The organism is Bradyrhizobium sp. BR14999 (assembly GCF_056106085.1).
The window spans coordinates 6,656,374-6,677,437 of the sequence record NZ_CM148536.1 but is presented as its reverse complement, the minus strand read 5'-3'; the positions used below and the strand labels follow the sequence as shown (position 1 = coordinate 6,677,437).

Sequence of the window (21,064 nt, the reverse complement as noted above, 5' to 3'; positions counted from 1 at the left end):
GAGGCTGATCGCGATGGCGCTGCTCGAAGTCGAGAACCTCCAGACCCATTTCCGCACCCCCGGCGGCATCAACCGCGCCGTCGACGGCGTGTCCTTCCATGTCAACGAAGGCGAGACGCTCGCCATCGTCGGCGAGTCCGGCTGCGGCAAGTCGGTGACCTCGATGTCGCTGATGCGGCTCGTCCCGGAGCCGCCGGGCAGGATTGCCGGCGCCATCCGCTTTGCGGGCAGGGACCTGCTGCAACTGTCCGATCGCGAGATGCGCGCCATCCGCGGCAACGACATCTCGATGATCTTCCAGGAGCCGATGACGAGCTTGAACCCGGTCCTCACCGTCGGCCGCCAGATCCGCGAGACCTTGATGATCCATCAGGGCCTGGACAAACAGGCTGCCGAGGCGCACGCGATCGAGATGCTGACGCTGGTCGGCATTCCCGAGCCGAAGCGGCGCGTGCGCGAATATCCGCACCAGCTCTCCGGCGGCATGCGCCAGCGCGTCATGATCGCCATCGCGCTCGCCTGCAATCCGAAGCTTCTCATTGCGGACGAGCCGACCACCGCCCTCGACGTGACCATCCAGGCACAGATCCTCAAGCTGATGCTGGACCTCAAGCGCCGCGTTGGCGCGGCCATCATCCTGATCACCCACGATCTCGGCGTCGTCGCCGAAATCGCCGAGCGTGTGATGGTGATGTATGCCGGCCGCAAGGTCGAGGAAGCGCCGGTCGCCGAGCTGTTTCGCTCGCCGCGCCATCCCTATACGCAGGGCCTGCTCGGCGCGGTGCCGAAGCTTGGCTCCTCGCTCGCCGGGACGGCAACGCGGCTCGCCGAGATCCCGGGGCAGGTACCTGATCTCCGCAAGCCCATCACCGGCTGCGTCTTTGCCGGGCGCTGTGCGCTTGCGACCGATCTCTGCCGGCAATATGCGCCGGGGCTCGAAGAGAAGGGACCCCGTCACATCGCCGCCTGCCACTATGCGGCCAAGGGAGCTGTCGCGGCATGAGTCCTCCGCTGCTCCAGGTCAACGACCTCAAGAAGCACTTTCCGGTCAAGACCGGCCTGTTCGGCCGCAAGTCCGAATTCGTCTATGCAGTCGACGGCGTGTCGTTCGAGATCGCGCGCGGCGAGACACTGTCGCTGGTCGGCGAGTCCGGCTGCGGCAAGTCGACGGTCGGCCGCGCCATCCTGCGGCTGTTCGACATCACTGCGGGACAGGTCATCCTCGACGGCCAGCGGATCGACGACGCTGCGCCGAGCACGATGCGTCAGATGCGCCGCCGCGTGCAGGTCGTGTTCCAGGATCCGTTCTCGAGCCTCAATCCGCGCATGCGCGTGCGCGACATCCTGGCCGAGCCGATCCGCAATTTCGGTCTGGCCAAATCCGCGGAAGACCTCGAGGTGCGCGTCACTGCGCTGATGGATACCGTCCGCCTGCCGCGCGAGGCGTTGAACCGCCGGCCGCACGAGTTCTCCGGCGGCCAGCGCCAGCGTATCGGCATCGCGCGGGCGCTGGCGGCCGAGCCCGAGCTGATCGTCTGCGACGAAGCAGTCTCCGCGCTCGACGTCTCGGTCAAGGCGCAGATCGTCAACCTGCTCCAGGATCTCCAGCGCGAGTTCGGCCTCGCGCTCTTGTTCATCAGCCATGATCTCGCGATCGTCGAGCACATGACGCACCGTGTCGCGGTGATGTATCTCGGCAAGATCGTCGAGGTCGCCCCGCGCCGCGAGATCTTTGCGGCACCGAGACATCCCTACACCAAGGCGCTGCTCTCCGCGGTGCCGCTGCCCGAGCCCGGCGCCCAGCGCAATCCGATCATTCTTAGGGGCGACGTGCCGAGCCCGATCAATCCGCCGCGCGGATGCCGCTTCCACACCCGCTGCCCCTTCGTCTTCGACCGCTGCCGGACCGAGGAGCCGGTGCTTCGCGCGATTGGAGCCGAGCAGTGGGTGGCCTGTCATCTCGAAGAGGGCGTTGCCGCGACGAGCGCCTAAAGCGTGATGAGATCAGGCTTGTTTGCTGCACCGAAGGTGCGCTCCCTCTCCCGCTTGCGGGAGAGGGTTGGGGAGAGGGTGTCTCCCCGCAATGGGACAGCCCCTAGCAGGCTGTTGAAAAAGGCGCTCGCCGCCGACCGGCGACCGTGATTCATTGGCTCCGACGAGATTCGGAGGTGGTGCGTGCGCGGCGGCGACAATCGAACGGGCGAGCTGTTCAGCTACGTCGACCTGGAGGCGCGGGTGCGTCGTGATCATCCGCTGCGAACGATCCGGACGATGGTGAACGAGGCACTGTCGGCGCTGGAGCGGGAGTTTGCCGCGCTCTATTCGCCGATTGGGCGGCCGTCGATCCCGCCGGAGAAGCTGCTGCGGGCGATGCTGTTGCAGGCGTTTTATTCGATCCGCTCCGAGCGGCTTCTGATGGAGCGGCTGGAATACGACCTGCTGTTCCGCTGGTTCGTCGGAATCGGCGTTGACGACGCCGCCTGGGACCATTCGGTGTTCTCGAAGAACCGCGACCGGCTGCTGGAAGGCGACATCGCGGCCAAGTTCCTGGCGGCGGTGCTGGCACAGCTCAAGGTGAAGAAGCTTCTATCGAGCGATCACTTCTCGGTTGATGGCACGCTGATCGAGGCCTGGGCCTCGATGAAGAGCGTCAAGCCCAAGGACGGCTCGGACGAGCCGCCGGCGCAAGGCGGGCGCAATGCCGATGCGGACTTCCATGGCCAGAAACGCTCGAACGACACCCATACGTCGACCACCGATCCGGACGCCAGGCTCTACCGCAAGGGCAAAGGCAAGGAGACGAAACTGTGCTTCATCGGGCACGGGCTGATGGAGAACCGCCACGGCCTGCTGGTCGACGCCTGCCTGACGCAGGCCGACGGGCATGCCGAGCGGGTGGCCGCGCTGCACATGATCGAACCTCGTGCCGACCGGCCGACAGCGATCACGCTTGGCGCCGACAAAGCCTACGATGCAGAAGACTTCGTCAACGAACTGCGCTCGATGAACGTGACGCCGCATGTTGCACAGAACACCAGCGGCCGTAGTTCTGCGATTGACGGACGAACGACCCGGCACGGCGGCTATGCCGTCAGTCAGCGCATCCGCAAACGGATCGAGGAGGCCTTCGGCTGGATCAAGACGGTCGCCGGGCAAGAGAAGACCCGCTTCCGTGGCCGTGATCGCGTCGCATGGGCCTTTACCTTCGCTGCCACCGCCTACAATCTGGTGCGGCTGCCCAAGCTGATCGCGGAGACCGGCTGATGGCCAAGGTGCCCGGCTTCGCCAAGGCCTTTGTCGGCCGCTGGCGCATCGTCGAAATGGACAACTGGGACAGCGACTTCCTCGATCTTGTCGAAGAGGCGCATCTCACCTTCCAGGGCAAATCCAATGGCGAAATCGCCTTTGGGGCTCTCAAGGGCTTCCTGAACGTGCGCTACGGCACCCGCGACGGATCGGCCTGCGCGGAGTTCTCATGGGAAGGGCACGACGAGAATGATCCCGTCTGCGGTCGCGGATGGGTCATGATCGGCACTGCAGGCAGGCTCGTCGGCCAGTTCTACATCCACAATGGCGAGGAGTCAGGCTTCGTTTGCGAACGCGGCTGAGTTCTTCAACAGCCTGCTAGAGGAGAAAGCCCTCACCCGGCGCTGCGCGCCGACCTCTCCCGCGAGCGGGAGAGGTGAACGAGCCGCCCCGGAATCAATTCAACCTGAAGCCATTGCGCTTTGCGATCGACGACCTAAAGCGCGCTCGACGCGACGGAAATTTGTATGCAAGAACAGCCCCGTTCTACTGTGCATGGGGTTGTTTTTGCGTTTTTGATTTGGCCGGCCTCAACCCTGCCGGCGCAGGAAGCCCGTGATCGTGACCTTTTCCCAGATGCCGGCGGCAGCAAAGGGATCAGCGCGGTTGAAGGCCTCGACTTCGCCACGGCCGGACGCCTCGATCAGGAACAAGCTGCCGATCATGGTCGCGCCGTCGTCGGAAACGAGCGGCCCCGACATCACGATCTTGACGCCGAAGCGCGATGTGTCGCTCAGGAAAGCCTTGTGGGCGTCGTAATTGGCAAGCCGGGTCGGCAGCGCGCCGGCGCGGTCGACGGCGTGAATGGCGAACAGCATGATGTCTCCGTTTCTTACTTCAGTTCCTGGGACGGCCGCGAGTGGCGGCCGTCCAGACTTGACGTGATCGGTTAGTCTACTTGGCGCCGAGCTTGCCCGCTTCCTCGAAGGTCGGGCAGGTCCGCTGCTCCAGCGGCACGTCGAACGGCCCAAAATTGTCCTTGGTGATGACGGTCGGCTTCAGCACGATCTCGCTGATGACCGGCTGGTTGCGCAAGGAGCGGATCGCCATCATGGTGCCGAGGCACCCTTGAGCAAATCCGTTATAGTCGCCGCTCGCGAGCAGCTTGCCTGATTTGATCGCGTCGATCGCTTCCTTGGTGCCGTTGATGCCGATCACCTGGGCTTTGCGGTTGGCGCCGTCGAGCGCCTCGATCGCGCCGACCGCCATGGCATCGTTGGCGGCGAGCACGCCGTCGATCTGCGAATTCGACTGCATCAGGTTCTCCATCACTTGAAGCGCCTGCAGCCGCTGGTAATTGCCGGGCTGCGAGGCCAGCAGCTTGGCGCCCGGAGCCTCCTTCAGCGCAGCGTTGAAGCCGCGGACGCGGTCGACATTGGTCAGCGAGCCCTTGACGCCCTCGATGATGACGATGTTGCCCTTGCCGCCCAGCGTCTTGAGCAGGTAGCGCGCGGTCTCGAGCCCAAGGCTGTAATCGTCGGCACCGACGAATGAGAGGAACTTGCCGCCGGCGGAGCGGTCGGTGATGTTGACGACGGGGATTTTTGCTTCGTTGATCTTCTCGACGCCGGGCACCATCGCCTTGTAGTCGACCGGCGTGAAGACGATCGCGCTCGGCTTCTTCACCACGACGTCCTCGATCTGGCTGAGCTGCTCGGGGATGCTGTCGGGTTTGGTCGGGATGTACTGCAGCGTCTTCGCGTTCAGCGTCTTCGCCATGTTGTCGGCGCCGACCCGCACCGTCTGGAAGAACGGGTTGGTCTGGTTCTTGGTGAAGACGGCGATGGTCTCGCCGTCGGCGCGCGCCCCCGTAGTGAACGCAGCCGCCATCAGCAGCGGTAGCGTCAGATAGCCAAGTTTCAGTTTCATGTAGCCTCCATCCCTCATTTTGCTTGTTGGATTTCTAAAAGCTCATTGCGCGCGGCGGCGGGTCTTCATGTCGAGCCAGACCGCGAGAATGACGATGATGCCTGTCACCAGCGGCTGCCAGTTGGCGCTGACCGAGAGCAGGTTCATGCCGTTCAGCACCAAGGTTAGGATCAGTGCGCCGATGAAGGTGCCGAACACGGTGCCGACGCCGCCGAACAACGAGGTGCCGCCGATCAGCACCGCCGCAATCGCCGGCAACGTCAGGCTTTCGCCGATATCGGCCTCGGCCGAATTCAGGCGCGACAGGAAGATGATCGAAGCGAGTCCCGCCATGGTGCCGGAGACGGCATAGACCAGCAGCAGGCGGCGCGCGACGGGGATGCCGGAGAGCCGGGCGGCGACCGGATTGGCGCCGATCGCATAGATCTCCTGGCCCCAGATCGTCCGTTGCGCGAACAGCGTCCCGATGCCGAGGAACACCAGCAGCAGATAGACCGGGATCGGAAGGCCGAACAGATAGCCGCTGCCGATCTGGCGGAAGCCGGCCGGGAAGCCATGCAGGGTCTCGCCCGCCATATACCAATAAGTGAGGCCGTTCAGCACCCATAGCATGCCATAGGTGGCGATGAAGGAGGGGATGCGGAGCGCGGTGACCATGACGCCGTTGAGGAGGCCAACGATGCCGCCGCAGGCAAGCCCGGTGAGGATGCCGAGCGCCGGCGAGCCGGTCTTGTGGATCACCGTGCCGGCGATACAGGCCGACAGCGCGACATTGGCGCCGACAGAGAGGTCGAGGCCGGCGGTCAAGACCACCAGGGTCAGGCCGGAGGCGATGAAGAAGGTCAGGCTCGCCTGCCTCAGCACGTTGAGGATGTTGCCGAGGCTCAGGAAGGAATCGCTGAGCACGGCCAGCACCGCGCAGATCAGCAGTGCCGCGAGCAGGCGATAGAACAGCTGGATCGCGTCCTGCGATAGGAAGGAGCGGGGCGGCGCGATGGCATCTTTGGTGATGTCGGTCATGCGCGGCTCCTGAGGCCGTCGAGGAACAGCGCGACGATGACGAGCACGCCGACGCTTGCGACCTGCACCGAGGACGGCAGCGAGATCAGGTTCAGCCCATTGCGCAACACGCCGACCGCAATCACGCCCAGTACGGTGCCGAGCAGCCAGCCATTGCCGCGCTCGAACGACGTGCCGCCGACGGCAACGGCCGCGATGGCGTCGAATTCGAGACCGAGCCCGGCGGTGGGATGGCCGGAATTCATCCGAGCGGTCATCAACAGCCCCGCGATTCCCGCCATGGCGCCGCCGATGGCATAGACTGCGATCAGCAGCTTGTTCGGCGAGAGTCCGGCATAGCGCAGCGCCTCGCGATTGCCGCCCAGCGCGAAGATATAGGTGCCGAAGCGGGTGTGATAGAGCAGGCCGTGAAAGGCCGCATAGGTCACCAGCGCCATCACGATCGGCACGGGAATGCCGAGAAGTGTTGCCGAGTAGATGTCGCGCACGCTGTGGGGAATGCCGACCACGCTCTGGCCGTCGCTGACGATCAGCGACAGGCCCTGCGCCATGCCGAGCGTGCCCAGCGTCGCGACAAAAGGCGGAATGCCCAGGATCGCGACCAGCCAGCCGTTGACGATGCCGAACCCGGCGCCGACCAGCAGGCCGGCGCCGAGGCCCAGCAACATTGATTTCGTCGCGAGCGACACGATCGCGACGCAGAGCGAGGTCAGCGTCAGCACCGCGCCCATCGACAGGTCCAGCCCCTCGGTCATGATGATCAGTGTCATCGGCAGCGCGAGCATGGTCAGGATGGTCGACTGCACCAGCACGTTGGAGAGGTTGGCGACCGACAGGAAGCCGGGCGCGATCGCGCTGAACAGGGCGATCAGCAGCACCAGCACCATGGCAACGCCGGGAATGCGTTGCAGCGGATTGGGTTGCGAGACGACCGCGGCTTCACGCATGATGCATCCCCAGTCGCACGATGTTCTCCTCGGTCAGCTCGTTGCGTGTCAGGTGCCCAGCGATGCGCCCCTCGCGCATCACATAGGCGCGGTCGCAGACATGGCAGATCTCGACCTGTTCGGACGAGATCATGAGGGCCGCTGCGCCTTCGGCCACCAGTCGGTCGATCAGGGCAAAGATCTCCGACTTGGCGCCGATGTCGATGCCGCGCGTCGGTTCGTCGAAGATGAACAGCTTCGAGCCGGCCGCCAGCCACTTGCCGATCACGACCTTCTGCTGGTTGCCGCCCGAGAGCAGGCCAACGGTCTGGCGCGCACTCGGTGTCGCGATCCTCAATTGCCGGATCAGGCCGTCGGAGGTGCGCTGCGCACTGCGCTGGTCGAACAGGCCGCTCGGGAACAGCTTTCGCAGCGCCGATACCACCAGATTATCGCTGACTGATCGTAGCAGCGCGAGGCCCTCGCTCTTGCGGCTCTCCGGGATCAGCGCGATGCCGCGGCGGGCGGCAAGGTCAGGCTCGCCGGAGATGGTCTTGCCGTCGAAGACGATCTCGCCCGATGTCATGGGATCGGCGCCGAAAATGGCGCGGGCAACCTCGCTGCGGCCGGAGCCGACGAGGCCGCACAGGCCGACGATCTCGCCCCGGCGCACCTCGATGTTGATGTCGGAGATGCCGGTCGGCGCGGTCAGGCCCTTGACCTCGAGCAGCATCTCGCCGGGCTTATCGGCAAAGTTGCGCGGATAGGTCATGTCGACGTTGCGGCCGACCATCATGCGGACCAACTGGTCCGGCGTCACGTCGGCGGGGCGGACGCCGTCGATGCGGCGGCCGTCGCGCAGCACGGTGATGCGGTCGCCGAGCGCGAACACCTCGGCCATGCGGTGCGAGATGTAGACGATCGAGACGCCGTCGGCCTTCAGCCGCGCGATCAACGCGAACAGTAGCTCGGTCTCGCGGTCGGACAGCGCGGCCGTCGGCTCGTCCATCACGAGGATGCGGGCGTTCTGGCTGATCGCCTTGGCGATCTCGACCATCTGCTGCTGTGCCACCCCTAACTTGTCGACGGTGGTGGAAGGATCGATGTCGAAACCGATGGTGCTGAGGACACGACGCGCGTCAGCCAGGATCTTGCGGCGGTCGATGCTTCCGGGAATGCGGCCTTTCGGCTCGCGACCGAGGAAGATGTTCTGGGCGATATCGAGATAGGGGACCAGCGAGAATTCCTGGAAGATGACGGCAATGCCGAGCTTCTGCGCATCCGCGGTCGAGCTGATCTCGACCTTCTCGCCCTTGTAGAAGAATTCGCCGGCATCGGCGCGGTAGGCGCCGCACAGTACTTTCATCAGGCTCGACTTGCCGGCGCCGTTCTCGCCCAGCAGCATATGGACTTCGCCGGGATAGACAGCGAAGGACACGTCATCCAGCGCCTTGACGCCTGGAAATTCCTTGCTGATGCCGCGCAGCTCCAAGAGCGGTGTGGGCGAGGACGGCTCAACGGCCAATGCTGCGCTGCTCATGCCTGCGCTCCGCTGGCAAAGATCTTTCCGGGATTCAAGAGACCATTCGGGTCGAGTGCAGTCTTGACTTGCCGCATCACATCGACGGCCTCGCCGAGCTCGTCGGTGAGATAATCGATCTTGCCGAGCCCGATGCCGTGCTCGCCGGTGCAGGTGCCGTCCATGGCGATGGCGCGCGCGACCATGCGGGCCTGGAGCGCCTTGGCGCCTTCGGTCTCTTCGGACTTTGCCGGATCGATCAGGATCAGCATGTGGAAATTGCCGTCGCCGACATGGCCGACGATCGGGGCTGTAAACCCATGCTCGTCCGCATCGCGCCGCGTCTCGGTCAGGCATTCGGCCAGCCGCGAGATCGGCACGCAGACATCGGTGATCACCGCGCGTGCTCCGGGTCGTAGGCCGAGGCCCGCATAGAGCGTGTTGTCGCGGGCGTGCCAGAGCCGGCTGCGGTCTTCCGGCGCCTTGGCCCAGGCAAACCCGTGGCCGCCATGGTCGGCGGCGATGGCCTGCGCGGCCTCGGCCTGCTCGGCGACGGAGGCCTCGGAGCCGTGGAATTCGAAGAACAGGGTCGGAGCCTCGCGATAGCCGAGCTTTGCGTAGGCATTGATGCCGCGCATCATGACGTCGTCGAGCAGCTCGATGCGCGCAACGGGGATTGCCGACTGGATCACGGAGATCGCGGTGTCGACGGCGTTGTGCAGGCTATCGAAGCTGCACACCGCGGCCGAGATCGCCTGCGGCACGGGATGTACTTTCAGCGTGATCTCGGTGATCACGCCGAGCGTGCCTTCGGCGCCAACGAACATGCGCGTCAGATCATAACCGGCGGCCGATTTGCGCGCGCGCTTGGCGGTGCGGATCACGCGCCCATCCGCGAGCACCACCTCCAGCGCCATGACATTGTCCTTCATGGTGCCGTAGCGCACCGCCATGGTGCCGGAGGCGCGCGTGGAGGTCATGCCGCCGATCGAGGCGTCCGCGCCGGGGTCGATCGGAAAGAACAGGCCTGTGTTGCGCAGCTCCGCATTGAGCTGCTTGCGGGTGATGCCGGGCTGCACCACGACATCCATGTCGCTGTCGTGCACGGCAAGCACCTTGTTCATGCGCGCGAAGTCGAAGCAGACGCCACCGGCGACGGCGGCCGCGTTGCCTTCGAGTGAGGTGCCGGCGCCGAACGGGACGATCGGCATCCCCGCGCTCGCGCAGAGTTTCACGATCTCGGCGACCTCCTGCGTTGTTTCAGGGAAGACGACGATGTCGGGCGGCAGATTGCGGTAATGCGACTCGCTCTGCCCATGCTGATCGAGCACGCCGCGCGCGACGCTGGCGCGCGGGCCGATCATGCCATTGAGGCGATCGGCCAATGCTGCCGTGCTGACCCGCGGTCCCATCCTTGCTCCCTCTCTGCCCCGGTGGCGGACTCTTTGTCGGTCCGCTGCGTTGTCGTTCGGATTAGGCGGCTTGCGCGTTGCTCGCAACCTGCTTCAGGCCGAAATCATAGTTGAGATGAAAATACGCGCTGTCCACCATGCGACCATCCGGCGCACGGCCGGCGGGATGTCGGACGAACTCGCGGATCAGGCTATCCTTGACGCCGAACACCACGTCGCTGTCGAGATACTGGTCGCCGGCGACGAACACGTGCGTCACGAGCTGCTCGAAGCCGGGCGACGAGATCATGAAATGCACATGGGCGGGACGCCAGGGATGGCGGCCCTGGACCTCCAGCATGTCGCCGACCGGGCCGTCATGCGGGATCGGATAGGCGGCCGGCTTGATCGACCAGAAATGGAAGCGGCCGTTCTGGTCGGTGTGGAAGCGGGCACGCATCGCGAGATCGCCGATGGCGTCGAGCTGCTGCACGTCATAATAGCCGTCGTCGTCGGAATGCCAGACGTCGACCACGGCGCCCGCCAGCGGCTTTCCGTCCACGGTCGAGACCGAACCGGTGACCAGCATCGGATCGCCTTCCATCGGACCCGAGATATCGGCGCCGCTCTCCTTCTCCGGCGCGGCCTGGACGAAGAACGGCCCGAGCACCGTGGTTTCGGTTGCGCCCTCCGGCACCGGATGGTTGATGGCGTCGACCAGCATGGAGACCCCGAGCGTGTCCGACAGCAGGATGAACTCCTGGCGCTTGTCGTCGCACATGTGCCCGGTGCGGGTCAGGAAGTCGATGCCGTATTCCCATTCCTTCTGGGTCGGCCGCACCTCGCGGACGAAGGCATGAAGGTGACGGACCAGCGCCTCGCTGATTTGCTTGATGCGCGGATCGGTCGCCCCCGCGATCCGCTCCAGCACCGCGTCCGTGATCGTGTTCTCGTTGAAGTTACGCATGTGTGCCTCCGTTGATCACAGCTTCGGCTCGCCGAGGCCGGACAACCGTTCGAGATGCTTGACGGTCGCAATGAAGTCGGTCTCGCCGTCGCCTTGCGCGACCAGCGAGCCATAGGTCTCGCGCACTTGCGCCGCGAGCTGCAGCGGCACGCCGACGGCGTGGCCGGCGCCGAGGATGAGATCGAGATCCTTGGCCATCTGCTTGCAGGAGAAAGTGGACTCGAAATCGCGGTGGCGCAGCGGCGCGGTCTTGTACTTCACCATCGGCGAAGCCACGGCGCTGTCGTCGAGCACCTTCAAGATGTCTTGCCAGGCGATGCCGCCCTTGCGCGCCAGCGCCAGGCTCTCCGCCATCATCGCCGCCGACACCGCGATCATCAAATTGACCGAGAGTTTTGCGTAGCGTGCTTCCTCGGCCGGCCCGAGATAGGTCTGCGCACGGGTGAAGGCCGCGAACAGCGGCTTTGCGTTGTCAAAGGCATCCTTCGGCCCCGAAACGAAGCAGGTCAGCGCGCCCGTATGCACGATGCTGGCATTGCCGGAGACCGGCGAGCGAAGGTAGGCAATGCCGCGCGCCTGCGCGGCGGCTGCAACCTCGGTAGAAGCCTCGACGCTCACGGTACTGGTCTCGATGAGAACAGCTCCGGACGCCATCGCGGCGATGAGGCCGGCAGGACCGAGCAGCGCGCCGCGCAAGGCGGCATCGTCGGGCAGGGATGTGACGACGGCCGTCTTGCCGCTCACGGCCTCGGCTGGCGTAGCGGCAATCGCAGTGCCTTGCGCGCGTGCCTCGTTGATCCGCGCCGCGCTTTGATCGAACGCGGTGACGGCGTAACCGGCCTTGGCGACGAGCACCGACATCGGCAGGCCCATCTTGCCGATCCCGATGAAAGCGACATTCCTTGAAGCATCACTCATTGTTCTTGTCCATTGGCGCCTTCAGGCGGCGCGTCCCTGTCGTTCGATGTCCTGCACCAGCCGCCGGCCGGATTGCGCCAGCAGCTCTTTTTTGCTCTCGAGCGCTTCGACCAGCAGCCGGCCGTTTCGCTTCTTCCAGGCGCCGCCGATCATGACAGCTTCGATATTGGCGAGGCTCGTCTGCATCACCACCGTCGCGACGGGATCGTGCACCGGGAAGAGGTTGAGATCGGAGGCGTTGATGATGACGAGGTCGGCGAGCTTGCCCGGCGTCAGCGAGCCGATCTGGTTCTCGCGGCCAAGCATGCGGGCACCTTCGGTCGTGATCCAGCGCAGCGCCTCGCGCACCGGAACCGTGGTCGTTGCCGGGATGGTGCCGCTGGCCTTGCGCGTCTCCGCATTGTCGAGCGCCCGCTGCATCGACAGTGCGACGCGGGCGGCGGAGAAGAGATCGCCGGCCAGTACGGATTCCAGATCGATGCCAATGGTCGGGCGCACGCCGCGCTTCAGCAACCGTCCGGTGATCGGAAAGCCATGGCCCTGGATCATCTCGTTCTCGGGCGTGACCGAAAAGGACACGCCGAGATCGATCATCCGGTCGAGCAGATCGTCGGGCAGATCGTTGCCATGAACGATGTTGACGCCGGCGCCGACGAGGCCGGCCTCGATCAGCTTTTCCCAGCCACCCGGCGTCTTGGCGGGGCCGCCGCCCTGATGCATCGATGCGATCAGTTTGAGCTCCCATGCCAGGCGGAAATCATGCATGGCGACGTCGAGCGTCGAGTAATGCGGGCCGAGAATGGCGAGCCCGAGCGTAACGAGGCCGTCGCGGTCGGCGAGAGGGCCCGCCAGCAACCGCTCCACCTCGCGGCACGGATGCGGGATTTCCGAGAAATGCGGCTCGCCGGGCTTCGGCTCGGGTTTCGGCGAGCCATGAAAGAAGGCGGCGCGGATGCCGCTCTCGATCAGGCCGCGAACCGCAGCGTCGGTGTGATCTGGCGTCGGATTGTTGTGGCACCAGTCGACGAGTGTCGTCGTGCCGCAATTGATCTGGTTCAGCGCGCCGACCAGCGTCGCGATATGGATGTCCTCGGGTCGGAACACGGTCGCAAGGCCGGCATGCATGCGGCGGAAATATTCCAGCAGCGTCCAGTTCGCGGCATAGCCGCGCAAACCCGTCTGCCAGGTGTGCATATGCGCGTTGATCAGGCCCGGGATGACGATCCGTCCCTTGCCGTCGACAACCTCCGTGTCGGCCGCGACGTCGATCGATGGCCGCACATCGGCGATTCGGCTGCCCTCGACCAGCACGTCGCCGGTCGAGAGGTCGCCGATCGCGTCATCCATGCTGATGACGGTGGCTGATTTGATCAGCGTGCGCCGCATCGCTTCACGCCGCCGGTTTGATAGCGCCCGGCGGCTCGCCGGCCCAGGCGCGCGCGATCAGGTCGCGGATGGCGCTCCGCTCGAGCGGACGCGGATTCCAGTAGGCGTTGGTGACGGCGAGATCGGCCGCCTTGTCGATGCCGCTCTCGGGCATGCCGACGTCGCGCAGCGCAAGCTTTGCATCCAGCCGCTTCGCAAGGTCGTACAGCCCTTGGGAGGCATCGGCCGCGCCAATCGCGCGCGCGATGCGCGCCATCGCATCTGGCACCGCCGGTGCATTGTAGGCCAGCGCATGCGGCAGCACGATGGTGTGCGTTTCGGCATGCGGCAGATCAAAAGTGCCGCCGAGCGTGTGACAGAGCTTGTGATGCAGTGCCATGCCGACGGTGCCGAGGCAGACGCCGCATAACCAGGCGCCATAGAGCGCCTCGGTGCGCGCGTCGCGATCGTCGCTCCTCGCGGCGATGGCGGGCAGGGCGCGGGCCAGCGCGCGGATGCCTTCTTCCGCCATCAGCGATGTCACGGGATTGGCGTCGCGCGCGTAGAGCGCTTCCACCGCATGTGCGATCGCGTTGATGCCGGAGGTCGCAGCTAAGCTCGCCGGCAGCGTCAGGGTCAGGTCGACATCGTAGATCACGGTCTCCGGCAGCACGGCGGCATCGCGCACCGTGGTCTTCAGGCCGTTCTCGGTCTGGCCGACGATCGGTGTCATCTCCGAGCCGGCATAGGTGGTGGGGATGCAGAGCTGGTTGACGCCGGTGCGCAAGGCGAGCGCCTTGCCAAGGCCGGTGGTCGATCCGCCGCCGAGCGAGACGACGCAGTCGGCCTCGCATGCCTTCATGGCGGCGAGCGCGCGCTCCGTGACCTCGACCGGGGTATGCATGATGGCGCCGGAAAACAGGCCCGCATAGAGCGGCCCGAGCGACGCACCGAGACTCTTGCCCTGCGTCTCCTGCTGCGGCGTCGTCAGCACCAGCGCGCGCTTGCCGCCGAGCCGCTCGACTTCAGCCTTGGCGGAGGCAAGCGTTCCGCTGCCGAACACAACACGGCAGGGTAGGTTTTCAAAGGTGAACGAACCGATCATGCGCCGGTCTCTTTGATGGGATAATCGACCTGGAAGCGTCCGATCCGCAAGTCGCCCAGCGCCTCGCGAACGCGCAAATGTTCGGGGTGATTGGCGTAGGCGCTGAGCGCGGCCTCGTTGGTGAACTCGGAGAACAGGACGACGTCGCAGGCGTAATCGACCGCGCTGACATCCATGCCGACCTCGATATGGGTGAGGCCGTCGATCCGGCCGCGCAGGCCTTCGAACAGGGTCTTGACCTTGATCCGGGCGGCGGATCGCTCCGCCGGGGTCTCCCCGCGCAGCCGCCACATCACGATGTGCCTGATCGGGCCCGACATTTCCCTGTTTCCTCGCCTGCTATCTTGCTTGTGTTGAGGCTATTTTGACTTGCGGGAGGCGGAAATAAAGGCCAATAATCGTAACTCTCTTTTCCTAAAAGTGGAAAAATGGATCGCCTGGCGCAATTGGAGGTCTTTTCCAAGACGGCCGAGCTCGGCAGCCTGTCCAAGGCCGCCGAAGCGCTGCGCATGTCGAACGCGGCCGCGAGCCGCCATCTCAGCGCGCTCGAGGAGCGGCTCGCCGTCCGGCTGATCGAGCGCAACACCCGCCGCCTGTGGCTGACGGAGGCGGGGCAGGAGCTGCTGGAGCGTTCCAGCCGGGTCTTGAACGAACTGGCCGAGGCCGAGGACATCGTCAGCGATCGCGCGCTGTCGCCGCAGGGCACCCTGCGGGTCACGAGCTCGCTATCCTTTGCGGTGATCTATCTGGCGCCGATGCTGCCGGCCTTCCGCGCGCGCTATCCGAAGCTCAACATGCAGATCACCACCGCCAACCGCTACCCGGATTTCATCGAGGCCGGCATCGACGTGGCGATCCGCACGCGCGAGCAGGAGCCGGATTCGAACATCATCGTCCGCCGCATCGGCCAGATGCGTCGCGTGCTCGCGGCCGCACCCTCCTATCTCGCAAGCTGCGGCGCGCCGGAACAGCCGGCCGATCTCGCGCGTCACAACATGCTGATCTACAATCTCGCCAACGATCCGTATTCGCTGCGCCTGCGCAAGGGCCATGGCGCGCAGACCGTCCGCATCACGCCGACGCTCGACAGCAATGACGGCCAGGTCATCCGCGGCGCCGCACTGGCAGGTCTCGGCATCCTCATCCAGCCGCTCTACATCGTCCAAAGCGATATCGCCGCGGGCCGGCTCGTCCCGGTGCTGATGGATTGGGAGCTGCCACTGCTCACCATGAACATCGCCTATCAGAACCGCGCCGGGCTGCCGGCCAAGATCCGGGTGTTCTCGGACTTCCTGGTCAGCCACATCCGCGAGCATTCGGAGCCGGGGATCTGGATCGACGCGGCGAAGTGAGCGGGAGCATCCATGTATCTCGGCATCGATCTCGGCACCTCCGCAGTCAAGACCGTTCTCGTCGACGGTGCGCAGCGGGTGATTGCGAGCGAGAGCCGGCCGCTCGCAACCGTCTCGCCGCAATCAGGCTATTACGAGCAAGATCCCGCGCAGTGGATCGATGCGACCTTTGCCACGCTGGATGCTCTGAAGGCATCGCATGCCGGCGAGCTGGCGGCGGTCGAAGGCATTGGACTATCCGGCCAGATGCACGGTGCCACGCTGCTCGATGCGAGCTTAAGGCCCCTGCGGCCCTGCATCCTCTGGAATGACGGGCGCTCGGCCGCCGAATGCCTTATCCTGGAGCAGCGTTGGCCCGCCTTGCGTGCGACGTCGGGCAACAAAGCGATGCCGGGATTCACCGCGCCGAAGCTGGTCTGGATCGCGACGCACGAGCCTGACATCTTTGCGGCGACCAAGCTCGTTCTGCTTCCAAAGGCCTATTTGCGCCTGGTGCTGAGCGGCGAGGCCATCGAGGATGTCTCCGATGCATCGGGATCGCTGTGGCTCGACGCCGCGCGCCGGGACTGGTCGGATGCAGCATTGGCAGCGACCGGCCTGTCGCGCAATCACATGCCGCGGCTGGTCGAGGGATGCGCGCCCGCAACGACCCTGCGCGTCGAGCTCGCGCGGCGCTGGGGTATGACCCGGCAGCCGGTGATCGCGGGCGGAGCCGGCGACAATCCGGCCGGCGCCGTCGGCATCGGCGCGATCGGGCCGGGAACCGCGTTCATATCGCTGGGAACCTCCGGTGCCCTCATGGCACCAACCAGCAGAATCGCCGCTAACCCCGACCGCGCGGTGCATACATTCTGCCATGCCATTCCCGCCATGTGGATTCAGGCCGGCGCGATCCTCTCGGCCGCCTCTTGCCTCGCTTGGCTCGCGCGCCTGTTCGGCGTTGGCGAGGCCGAGCTGCTGGCGCCGCTTGGAGTGCGTCCGCAGGCGCCGTCGCCTGTGAGCTTCCTGCCTTATCTCGCAGGCGAGCGGACGCCGCACGACGATGCCGCCGTGCGCGGCATGCTGGATGGTCTGAGCCATGGCACCGACCGCGGGACGATCGTGCAGGCGGTGCTCGAGGGCGTCGCCTTCGCGCTTGCCGATTGTCGCGACGCGCTCGCGGATGCCGGCATTGCGATTGCGGAAGCCGATGTCATTGGTGGTGGTTCGCGGTCCCCATTCTGGCTCTCGGTACTGGCAAACGTGCTGAATGTTCCGGTCCATCGCTTCGTTGGAGGTGAGACCGGCGCCGCGTTCGGTGCGGCGAGATTGGGGCGGCTTGCTGTCACCGGTGAGGCAATCGCTGCCGTATGCACGCGGCCAGAGCGCATCGAGACGTTCGAGCCCGACGCTGAACTTGTCGATACCTATGCCGGGCGGCTTCCCGCATGGCGCGAACTGTATCGGCCGCGCCACTAGCCTGCCCAATCTGGATTCCCATACCTCGGTATACTCGCCTTCGGTATTGCCCTGCGTCACCCGCTTTTGTTTAATGACCAAACCGCGCTGGGCAAGAAACGAGACGCGGGTGGGAAACGCATTGTGCGCGGGAGGCACGATGAACGATCCGATCCTCGAGATGCGCGGGGTCTCAAAATCCTTCTTTGGCATCAAGGCGCTGCGGGCCGTCGATCTCACCGTCTATGCCGGCGAAATTCATGCCCTGATGGGCGAGAACGGCGCCGGCAAGTCGACGCTGATGAAGATCCTGTCCGGCGCCTACCGGCCGGATCCGGGCGGCGAGATCCGCATTGAGGGCCGGTCAGTGCGGATCGAAGGCCCGCTGGGCGGCCGCACGGCGGGCATCTCCATCATCTATCAGGAACTGTCGCTCGCTCCCAATCTCAGTGTTGCCGAGAATATCTATTTGGGGCGGGAGATATCGCGATCAGGTTTGCTGGCGCGCGGCGCCATGCGCGAGGGTGTCGGCCCGATCCTGAAACGACTGGGCGCTGACTTCCTGCCGTCGACGCTGGTGGCGCATCTCTCGATGGGCCAGCGGCAACTGGTCGAGATCGCGCGTGCGCTGCACGCCAGATCAAAGATCCTGATCATGGATGAGCCGACCACCTCGTTGTCGGCCGCCGAGAGCGAGCGGCTGTTCGCGCTGATCCGCCAGCTTCGCTCCGAGGGGCTTGCCATCATCTACATCTCGCATCGCATGGACGAGGTCTACGCCCTCGGCGACCGCGTCACCGTGCTCCGCGACGGCAGGCTGGTCGGGTCGCTCGACAAGCCTGAGATCCGCGCCGACACCATCGTCCGGCTGATGGTCGGGCGTGACGTCTCCTCGTTTTACAAGAAGGATCACGATCCGGAGGCGGGGCGGGGGCATCCCGTGCTTGCAGCGATCGACATGGCCGATGGCCAGCGCGTCAAGGGTTGCTCACTGACTGTGCATGCAGGTGAGGTCGTGGGGCTTGCCGGCCTGATCGGTGCCGGTCGCACCGAGCTTGCGCATCTCATCATCGGCGCCATACCGAGAACATCGGGCCGTCTCGAACTCGAGGGACGTCCGATCGACATCCGTAGCCCCGGCGCGGCACTCGAGGCCGGCATCGCCTATCTGACCGAGGACAGGAAGGCGCTCGGCCTGTTTCTCGACATGTCATGTCTGGACAACATCAATCTCGCGGTGCTCGCGCGGGATGCCAAGCTCGGCTGGTTTCTGGATCGCGACAAGGCGCGCGAGCGCGCCGACCGGGCCTTCGCGGGGCTCAGCATCCGCGCCGCCGATGTCGCCGTCCCCGCCGGCGGCCTGTCCGGCGGCAACCAGCAGAAGGTGCTGCTGTCACGGCTTCTCGCCATTGCGCCGAAGGTCCTGATCCTCGACGAGCCGACGCGTGGCGTCGACGTCGGCGCCAAGTCCGAGATCTATTCGATCATCGACAATCTGGCCAAGGCCGGCACCGCGATCCTCGTCATCTCGTCCGATCTGCCCGAGATCATCGGCATCTGTGACCGCGTCATCGTGATGCGCGCCGGACACATCGCCGGTGAGATCAGGCGCGAAGCTGCGGCTCCCCTGAACCAGGAAGACATCATGACACTCGCCACCGGGATGGAGCAACTCGATGCATGACGGCTCTCCGAAGGCGGACACTGCCACAGCTGCCGTCCTTGCGGCTGCGCAAGAGACGAAGCGTCAACGCATAAGGGTGCTGATCAGCGCGCTCGGCATGCTGCCAGTGCTGTTGATCCTGTGCGTCGGTTTCCATTTTCTGTCCGAGGGGCGCTTCTTCACCGGACAAAATCTCGGCATCGTGTTGCAGCAGGCCGCAGTGAATACCGTGCTCGCCGCGGGCATGACCTTCGTCATCCTCACCGGCGGCATCGACCTCTCGGTCGGCTCGATTTTGGCGGCCTCCGCGATGGCCGGGTTGACGCTCTCCAAGCTGCCGGAGCTCGGGATGCTGTGGCTGCCGGCCGCGCTGCTCACCGGTCTTGGCTTCGGCGTCATCAATGGCGCGCTGATTGCGCTCCTGCGCCTGCCGCCCTTCATCGTCACGCTCGGTTCTCTCACTGCCGTACGCGGCCTGGCGCGACTGCTCGGGGCCGATACCACCGTCTTCAATCCTTCCATTCCCTATGCCTTCATCGGCAATGGCTCGCTGACGCTCGTTCCCGGCGTCGCCTCGATCCCGTGGCTCTCGGTGATCGCCTTGCTCGTCATCCTCGTCTCCTGGCTGGTGCTGCGCCGGACCGTGCTCGGCGTGCACATCTATGCGGTGGGTGGCAATGAAAGCGCGGCGCGGCTTGCCGGCATCAAGGTCTGGGCCGTGCTGATCTTCGTCTACGGTGTCTCCGGACTTTTCGCCGGGCTCGGCGGCGCCATGCAAGCGGCGCGGCTCTACGCCGCCAATGGCCTGCAGCTCGGGCAGTCCTATGAACTCGATGCGATCACCGCCGTGATCCTCGGCGGCACCTCGTTCGTCGGCGGCATCGGCTCGATCTGGGGCACGCTGGTTGGCGCGCTGATCATCGCCGTCTTGTCGAATGGCCTCATCCTCATCGGTGTCTCCGACATCTGGCAATATGTGATCAAGGGCCTGGTGATCATCGGCGCCGTGGCGCTGGATCGTTACCGGCTGCAGGGTTCTGCCAGAACTTGAAGGGCTCGGCGCGCACCTGGAGTGCGCATGGCTTGATGAGAGGTTCCGTTGCGGCAACTGGTCTGCCGTGCCGGGGACGAAGACAGACCAGGGAGGAAGCCATGTTGAAGACGATCATGCTCGCCGGCGCCGCGATGGCGCTTGCCTTAAGCACCGCGCCATCCTTTGCCAAGGAGCTCAAGTCGATCGGCGTCTCGCTGGGATCGATGGGTAACCCGTTCTTCGTCGCGCTGTCGAAGGGCGCCGAGTTCGAGGCGAAGAAGACCAATCCCAATGTGAAGATCACGACGGTCGGCTTCGAATACGACCTCGGCAAGCAGGTCACGCAGATCGACAATTTCATTGCCGCCGGCGTCGACCTGATTCTGTTGAACCCCGGCGATCCCAAGGCGATTGGGCCGGCGATCAAGAAGGCGCAGGCGGCCGGCATCGTCGTCGTTGCGGTCGACACCGCGGCGGAGGGCGCCGACGCCACCGTGACCACGAACAACGTGCAGGCCGGCGAGATCTCCTGCCAGTACATCGTCGACAAATTGGGCGGCAAGGGCGACGTCATCATCGAGAACGGGCCGCAGGTCTCCGCCGTGATCGACCGTGTCGTCGGCTGCAAGAACGTCCTCTCAAAGAATGCCGGCATCAAGGTGTTATCCAGCGACCAGGACGGCAAGGGCTCGCGCGAGGGTGGGCTCACCGTCGCGCAGGGCTATCTGACCCGTTTCCCCAAGATCGACGCCATCTTCGCCATCAACGATCCGCAGGCGATCGGCACTGATCTGGCCGCGCGCCAGCAGAACCGCAGCGGCATTGTCATCACGGCGGTCGACGGCGCACCCGATATCGAGGCCGCGCTGAAGGATCCGCAGTCGCCGCAGGTCCAGGCGTCGGCTTCGCAGGACCCGTTCTTCATGGCGCGGCGGGCCGTGCAGGTCGGTGTCGGCATTCTCAAGGGCCAGAAGCCGGCCTCGACCGTCGAGCTGTTGCCTTCGAAGCTCGTGACCAGAGACAATGTCGCCGAGTACAAGGGCTGGACCTCGGATCGTTCTCAGTAGAACGCCGTCCCTGCCCGGGTGCGCTCTATAAACCGAAAATGACGGGTGGCGTTTTGAAACCACGCCGCCCGTAGCGCCATAGTCGCCAATACACGTGTTGATCTGCTGTACGAGCGCGCGGGCTGC

The 21,064-nt window shown here is 65.1% G+C and carries 20 protein-coding genes; 9 read left to right on the top strand and 11 right to left on the bottom strand.

Features of this window, described 5'->3' with window-relative positions; genetic code table 11:
* Nucleotides 1–13 precede the first annotated feature (13 nt).
* The 4 genes from ACR9YP_RS31300 (at nt 14) to ACR9YP_RS31285 (ending at nt 3,608) form a co-directional block, all read left to right on the top strand.
* On the top strand, nt 14–1,003 hold the full coding sequence (locus tag ACR9YP_RS31300; protein ID WP_165406062.1) for an ABC transporter ATP-binding protein: 990 nt from the start codon (nt 14–16) through the stop codon (nt 1,001–1,003).
* Nucleotides 1,000–1,992: an ABC transporter ATP-binding protein gene (locus ACR9YP_RS31295; protein WP_091887697.1), complete on the top strand. Its 993-nt coding sequence runs from the start codon at nt 1,000–1,002 to the stop codon at nt 1,990–1,992. The genes ACR9YP_RS31300 and ACR9YP_RS31295 overlap by 4 nt, the downstream gene beginning before the upstream one ends.
* Nucleotides 1,993–2,175: 183 nt before the next feature.
* On the top strand, nt 2,176–3,264 hold the full coding sequence (locus tag ACR9YP_RS31290) for an IS5 family transposase (RefSeq protein ID WP_235542580.1): 1,089 nt from the start codon (nt 2,176–2,178) through the stop codon (nt 3,262–3,264).
* Nucleotides 3,264–3,608, top strand: a complete 345-nt coding sequence (locus ACR9YP_RS31285) for a hypothetical protein (protein ID WP_474217814.1) — start codon at nt 3,264–3,266, stop codon at nt 3,606–3,608. The genes ACR9YP_RS31290 and ACR9YP_RS31285 overlap by 1 nt, the downstream gene beginning before the upstream one ends.
* Before the next feature lie 228 nt (nt 3,609–3,836).
* Here ACR9YP_RS31285 and ACR9YP_RS31280 read toward each other — a convergent pair whose 3' ends face one another.
* From ACR9YP_RS31280 to ACR9YP_RS31230, 11 genes are all read right to left on the bottom strand, one after another.
* Complete coding sequence (locus ACR9YP_RS31280; protein ID WP_438109584.1) at nt 3,837–4,124, bottom strand: YciI family protein; 288 nt, start codon at nt 4,122–4,124, stop codon at nt 3,837–3,839.
* Between the two features lie 76 nt (nt 4,125–4,200).
* The gene (locus ACR9YP_RS31275; protein WP_164934569.1) at nt 4,201–5,175 is read right to left on the bottom strand and encodes a sugar ABC transporter substrate-binding protein; all 975 of its coding nucleotides are present in this window, start codon (nt 5,173–5,175) and stop codon (nt 4,201–4,203) included.
* A 42-nt stretch (nt 5,176–5,217) separates the two neighbouring features.
* Nucleotides 5,218–6,195, bottom strand: a complete 978-nt coding sequence (locus tag ACR9YP_RS31270) for an ABC transporter permease (protein WP_091887690.1) — start codon at nt 6,193–6,195, stop codon at nt 5,218–5,220.
* On the bottom strand, nt 6,192–7,142 hold the full coding sequence (locus tag ACR9YP_RS31265; RefSeq protein ID WP_091887688.1) for an ABC transporter permease: 951 nt from the start codon (nt 7,140–7,142) through the stop codon (nt 6,192–6,194). Before ACR9YP_RS31265 ends, ACR9YP_RS31270 begins: the two co-directional genes overlap by 4 nt.
* Nucleotides 7,135–8,661, bottom strand: a complete 1,527-nt coding sequence (locus ACR9YP_RS31260; RefSeq protein WP_438109583.1) for a sugar ABC transporter ATP-binding protein — start codon at nt 8,659–8,661, stop codon at nt 7,135–7,137. The genes ACR9YP_RS31265 and ACR9YP_RS31260 overlap by 8 nt, the downstream gene beginning before the upstream one ends.
* Entirely contained in the window at nt 8,658–10,052 is a 1,395-nt protein-coding gene (locus tag ACR9YP_RS31255; protein ID WP_474217813.1) for an FAD-linked oxidase C-terminal domain-containing protein, read from the bottom strand. The genes ACR9YP_RS31260 and ACR9YP_RS31255 overlap by 4 nt, the downstream gene beginning before the upstream one ends.
* 61 nt (nt 10,053–10,113) lie before the next feature.
* Complete coding sequence (locus ACR9YP_RS31250; RefSeq protein WP_438109581.1) at nt 10,114–10,998, bottom strand: intradiol ring-cleavage dioxygenase; 885 nt, start codon at nt 10,996–10,998, stop codon at nt 10,114–10,116.
* 15 nt (nt 10,999–11,013) lie between these two features.
* Entirely contained in the window at nt 11,014–11,916 is a 903-nt protein-coding gene (locus ACR9YP_RS31245; protein ID WP_438109580.1) for an NAD(P)-dependent oxidoreductase, read from the bottom strand.
* A gap of 21 nt (nt 11,917–11,937) precedes the next feature.
* Nucleotides 11,938–13,302, bottom strand: a complete 1,365-nt coding sequence (locus ACR9YP_RS31240) for an amidohydrolase family protein (RefSeq protein ID WP_474217812.1) — start codon at nt 13,300–13,302, stop codon at nt 11,938–11,940.
* Nucleotides 13,303–13,306: 4 nt separating this feature from the next.
* Nucleotides 13,307–14,386 (bottom strand): maleylacetate reductase, encoded by a 1,080-nt coding sequence (locus tag ACR9YP_RS31235; protein ID WP_370988637.1) that lies wholly within the window; start codon nt 14,384–14,386, stop codon nt 13,307–13,309.
* The gene (locus ACR9YP_RS31230) at nt 14,383–14,706 is read right to left on the bottom strand and encodes a Dabb family protein (protein ID WP_091887674.1); all 324 of its coding nucleotides are present in this window, start codon (nt 14,704–14,706) and stop codon (nt 14,383–14,385) included. The genes ACR9YP_RS31235 and ACR9YP_RS31230 overlap by 4 nt, the downstream gene beginning before the upstream one ends.
* Before the next feature lie 108 nt (nt 14,707–14,814).
* Here ACR9YP_RS31230 and ACR9YP_RS31225 point away from each other — a divergent pair, with 108 nt between their 5' ends.
* The 5 genes from ACR9YP_RS31225 to ACR9YP_RS31205 all read left to right on the top strand — a co-directional run bounded on the left by ACR9YP_RS31225 (nt 14,815) and on the right by ACR9YP_RS31205 (nt 20,938).
* Entirely contained in the window at nt 14,815–15,738 is a 924-nt protein-coding gene (locus tag ACR9YP_RS31225; protein WP_438109579.1) for a LysR family transcriptional regulator, read from the top strand.
* Nucleotides 15,739–15,750: 12 nt separating this feature from the next.
* Nucleotides 15,751–17,196 (top strand): xylulokinase, encoded by a 1,446-nt coding sequence (xylB, locus tag ACR9YP_RS31220; protein ID WP_474217811.1) that lies wholly within the window; start codon nt 15,751–15,753, stop codon nt 17,194–17,196.
* A gap of 139 nt (nt 17,197–17,335) precedes the next feature.
* On the top strand, nt 17,336–18,859 hold the full coding sequence (locus tag ACR9YP_RS31215) for a sugar ABC transporter ATP-binding protein (protein WP_438109578.1): 1,524 nt from the start codon (nt 17,336–17,338) through the stop codon (nt 18,857–18,859).
* Nucleotides 18,852–19,889 (top strand): ABC transporter permease subunit, encoded by a 1,038-nt coding sequence (locus ACR9YP_RS31210; RefSeq protein WP_438109577.1) that lies wholly within the window; start codon nt 18,852–18,854, stop codon nt 19,887–19,889. Before ACR9YP_RS31215 ends, ACR9YP_RS31210 begins: the two co-directional genes overlap by 8 nt.
* A gap of 101 nt (nt 19,890–19,990) precedes the next feature.
* Nucleotides 19,991–20,938 (top strand): ABC transporter substrate-binding protein, encoded by a 948-nt coding sequence (locus tag ACR9YP_RS31205; protein WP_474217810.1) that lies wholly within the window; start codon nt 19,991–19,993, stop codon nt 20,936–20,938.
* Nucleotides 20,939–21,064: the final 126 nt, after the last annotated feature.

What these genes read in the sequence shown, in the direction of transcription:
- ACR9YP_RS31280 (WP_438109584.1), bottom strand. Translation starts at nt 4,124, where the DNA reads ATGCTGTTCGCCATTCACGCCGTCGACCGCGCCGGCGCGCTGCCGACC.
- ACR9YP_RS31250 (WP_438109581.1), bottom strand. Translation starts at nt 10,998, where the DNA reads ATGCGTAACTTCAACGAGAACACGATCACGGACGCGGTGCTGGAGCGG.
- ACR9YP_RS31275 (WP_164934569.1), bottom strand. Translation starts at nt 5,175, where the DNA reads ATGAAACTGAAACTTGGCTATCTGACGCTACCGCTGCTGATGGCGGCT.
- ACR9YP_RS31270 (WP_091887690.1), bottom strand. Translation starts at nt 6,195, where the DNA reads ATGACCGACATCACCAAAGATGCCATCGCGCCGCCCCGCTCCTTCCTA.
- ACR9YP_RS31215 (WP_438109578.1), top strand. Translation starts at nt 17,336, where the DNA reads ATGAACGATCCGATCCTCGAGATGCGCGGGGTCTCAAAATCCTTCTTT.
- ACR9YP_RS31210 (WP_438109577.1), top strand. Translation starts at nt 18,852, where the DNA reads ATGCATGACGGCTCTCCGAAGGCGGACACTGCCACAGCTGCCGTCCTT.
- ACR9YP_RS31240 (WP_474217812.1), bottom strand. Translation starts at nt 13,302, where the DNA reads ATGCGGCGCACGCTGATCAAATCAGCCACCGTCATCAGCATGGATGAC.
- ACR9YP_RS31265 (WP_091887688.1), bottom strand. Translation starts at nt 7,142, where the DNA reads ATGCGTGAAGCCGCGGTCGTCTCGCAACCCAATCCGCTGCAACGCATT.
- ACR9YP_RS31225 (WP_438109579.1), top strand. Translation starts at nt 14,815, where the DNA reads ATGGATCGCCTGGCGCAATTGGAGGTCTTTTCCAAGACGGCCGAGCTC.
- ACR9YP_RS31260 (WP_438109583.1), bottom strand. Translation starts at nt 8,661, where the DNA reads ATGAGCAGCGCAGCATTGGCCGTTGAGCCGTCCTCGCCCACACCGCTC.
- ACR9YP_RS31285 (WP_474217814.1), top strand. Translation starts at nt 3,264, where the DNA reads ATGGCCAAGGTGCCCGGCTTCGCCAAGGCCTTTGTCGGCCGCTGGCGC.
- ACR9YP_RS31295 (WP_091887697.1), top strand. Translation starts at nt 1,000, where the DNA reads ATGAGTCCTCCGCTGCTCCAGGTCAACGACCTCAAGAAGCACTTTCCG.
- ACR9YP_RS31230 (WP_091887674.1), bottom strand. Translation starts at nt 14,706, where the DNA reads ATGTCGGGCCCGATCAGGCACATCGTGATGTGGCGGCTGCGCGGGGAG.
- xylB (WP_474217811.1), top strand. Translation starts at nt 15,751, where the DNA reads ATGTATCTCGGCATCGATCTCGGCACCTCCGCAGTCAAGACCGTTCTC.
- ACR9YP_RS31235 (WP_370988637.1), bottom strand. Translation starts at nt 14,386, where the DNA reads ATGATCGGTTCGTTCACCTTTGAAAACCTACCCTGCCGTGTTGTGTTC.
- ACR9YP_RS31205 (WP_474217810.1), top strand. Translation starts at nt 19,991, where the DNA reads ATGTTGAAGACGATCATGCTCGCCGGCGCCGCGATGGCGCTTGCCTTA.
- ACR9YP_RS31300 (WP_165406062.1), top strand. Translation starts at nt 14, where the DNA reads ATGGCGCTGCTCGAAGTCGAGAACCTCCAGACCCATTTCCGCACCCCC.
- ACR9YP_RS31255 (WP_474217813.1), bottom strand. Translation starts at nt 10,052, where the DNA reads ATGGGACCGCGGGTCAGCACGGCAGCATTGGCCGATCGCCTCAATGGC.
- ACR9YP_RS31245 (WP_438109580.1), bottom strand. Translation starts at nt 11,916, where the DNA reads ATGAGTGATGCTTCAAGGAATGTCGCTTTCATCGGGATCGGCAAGATG.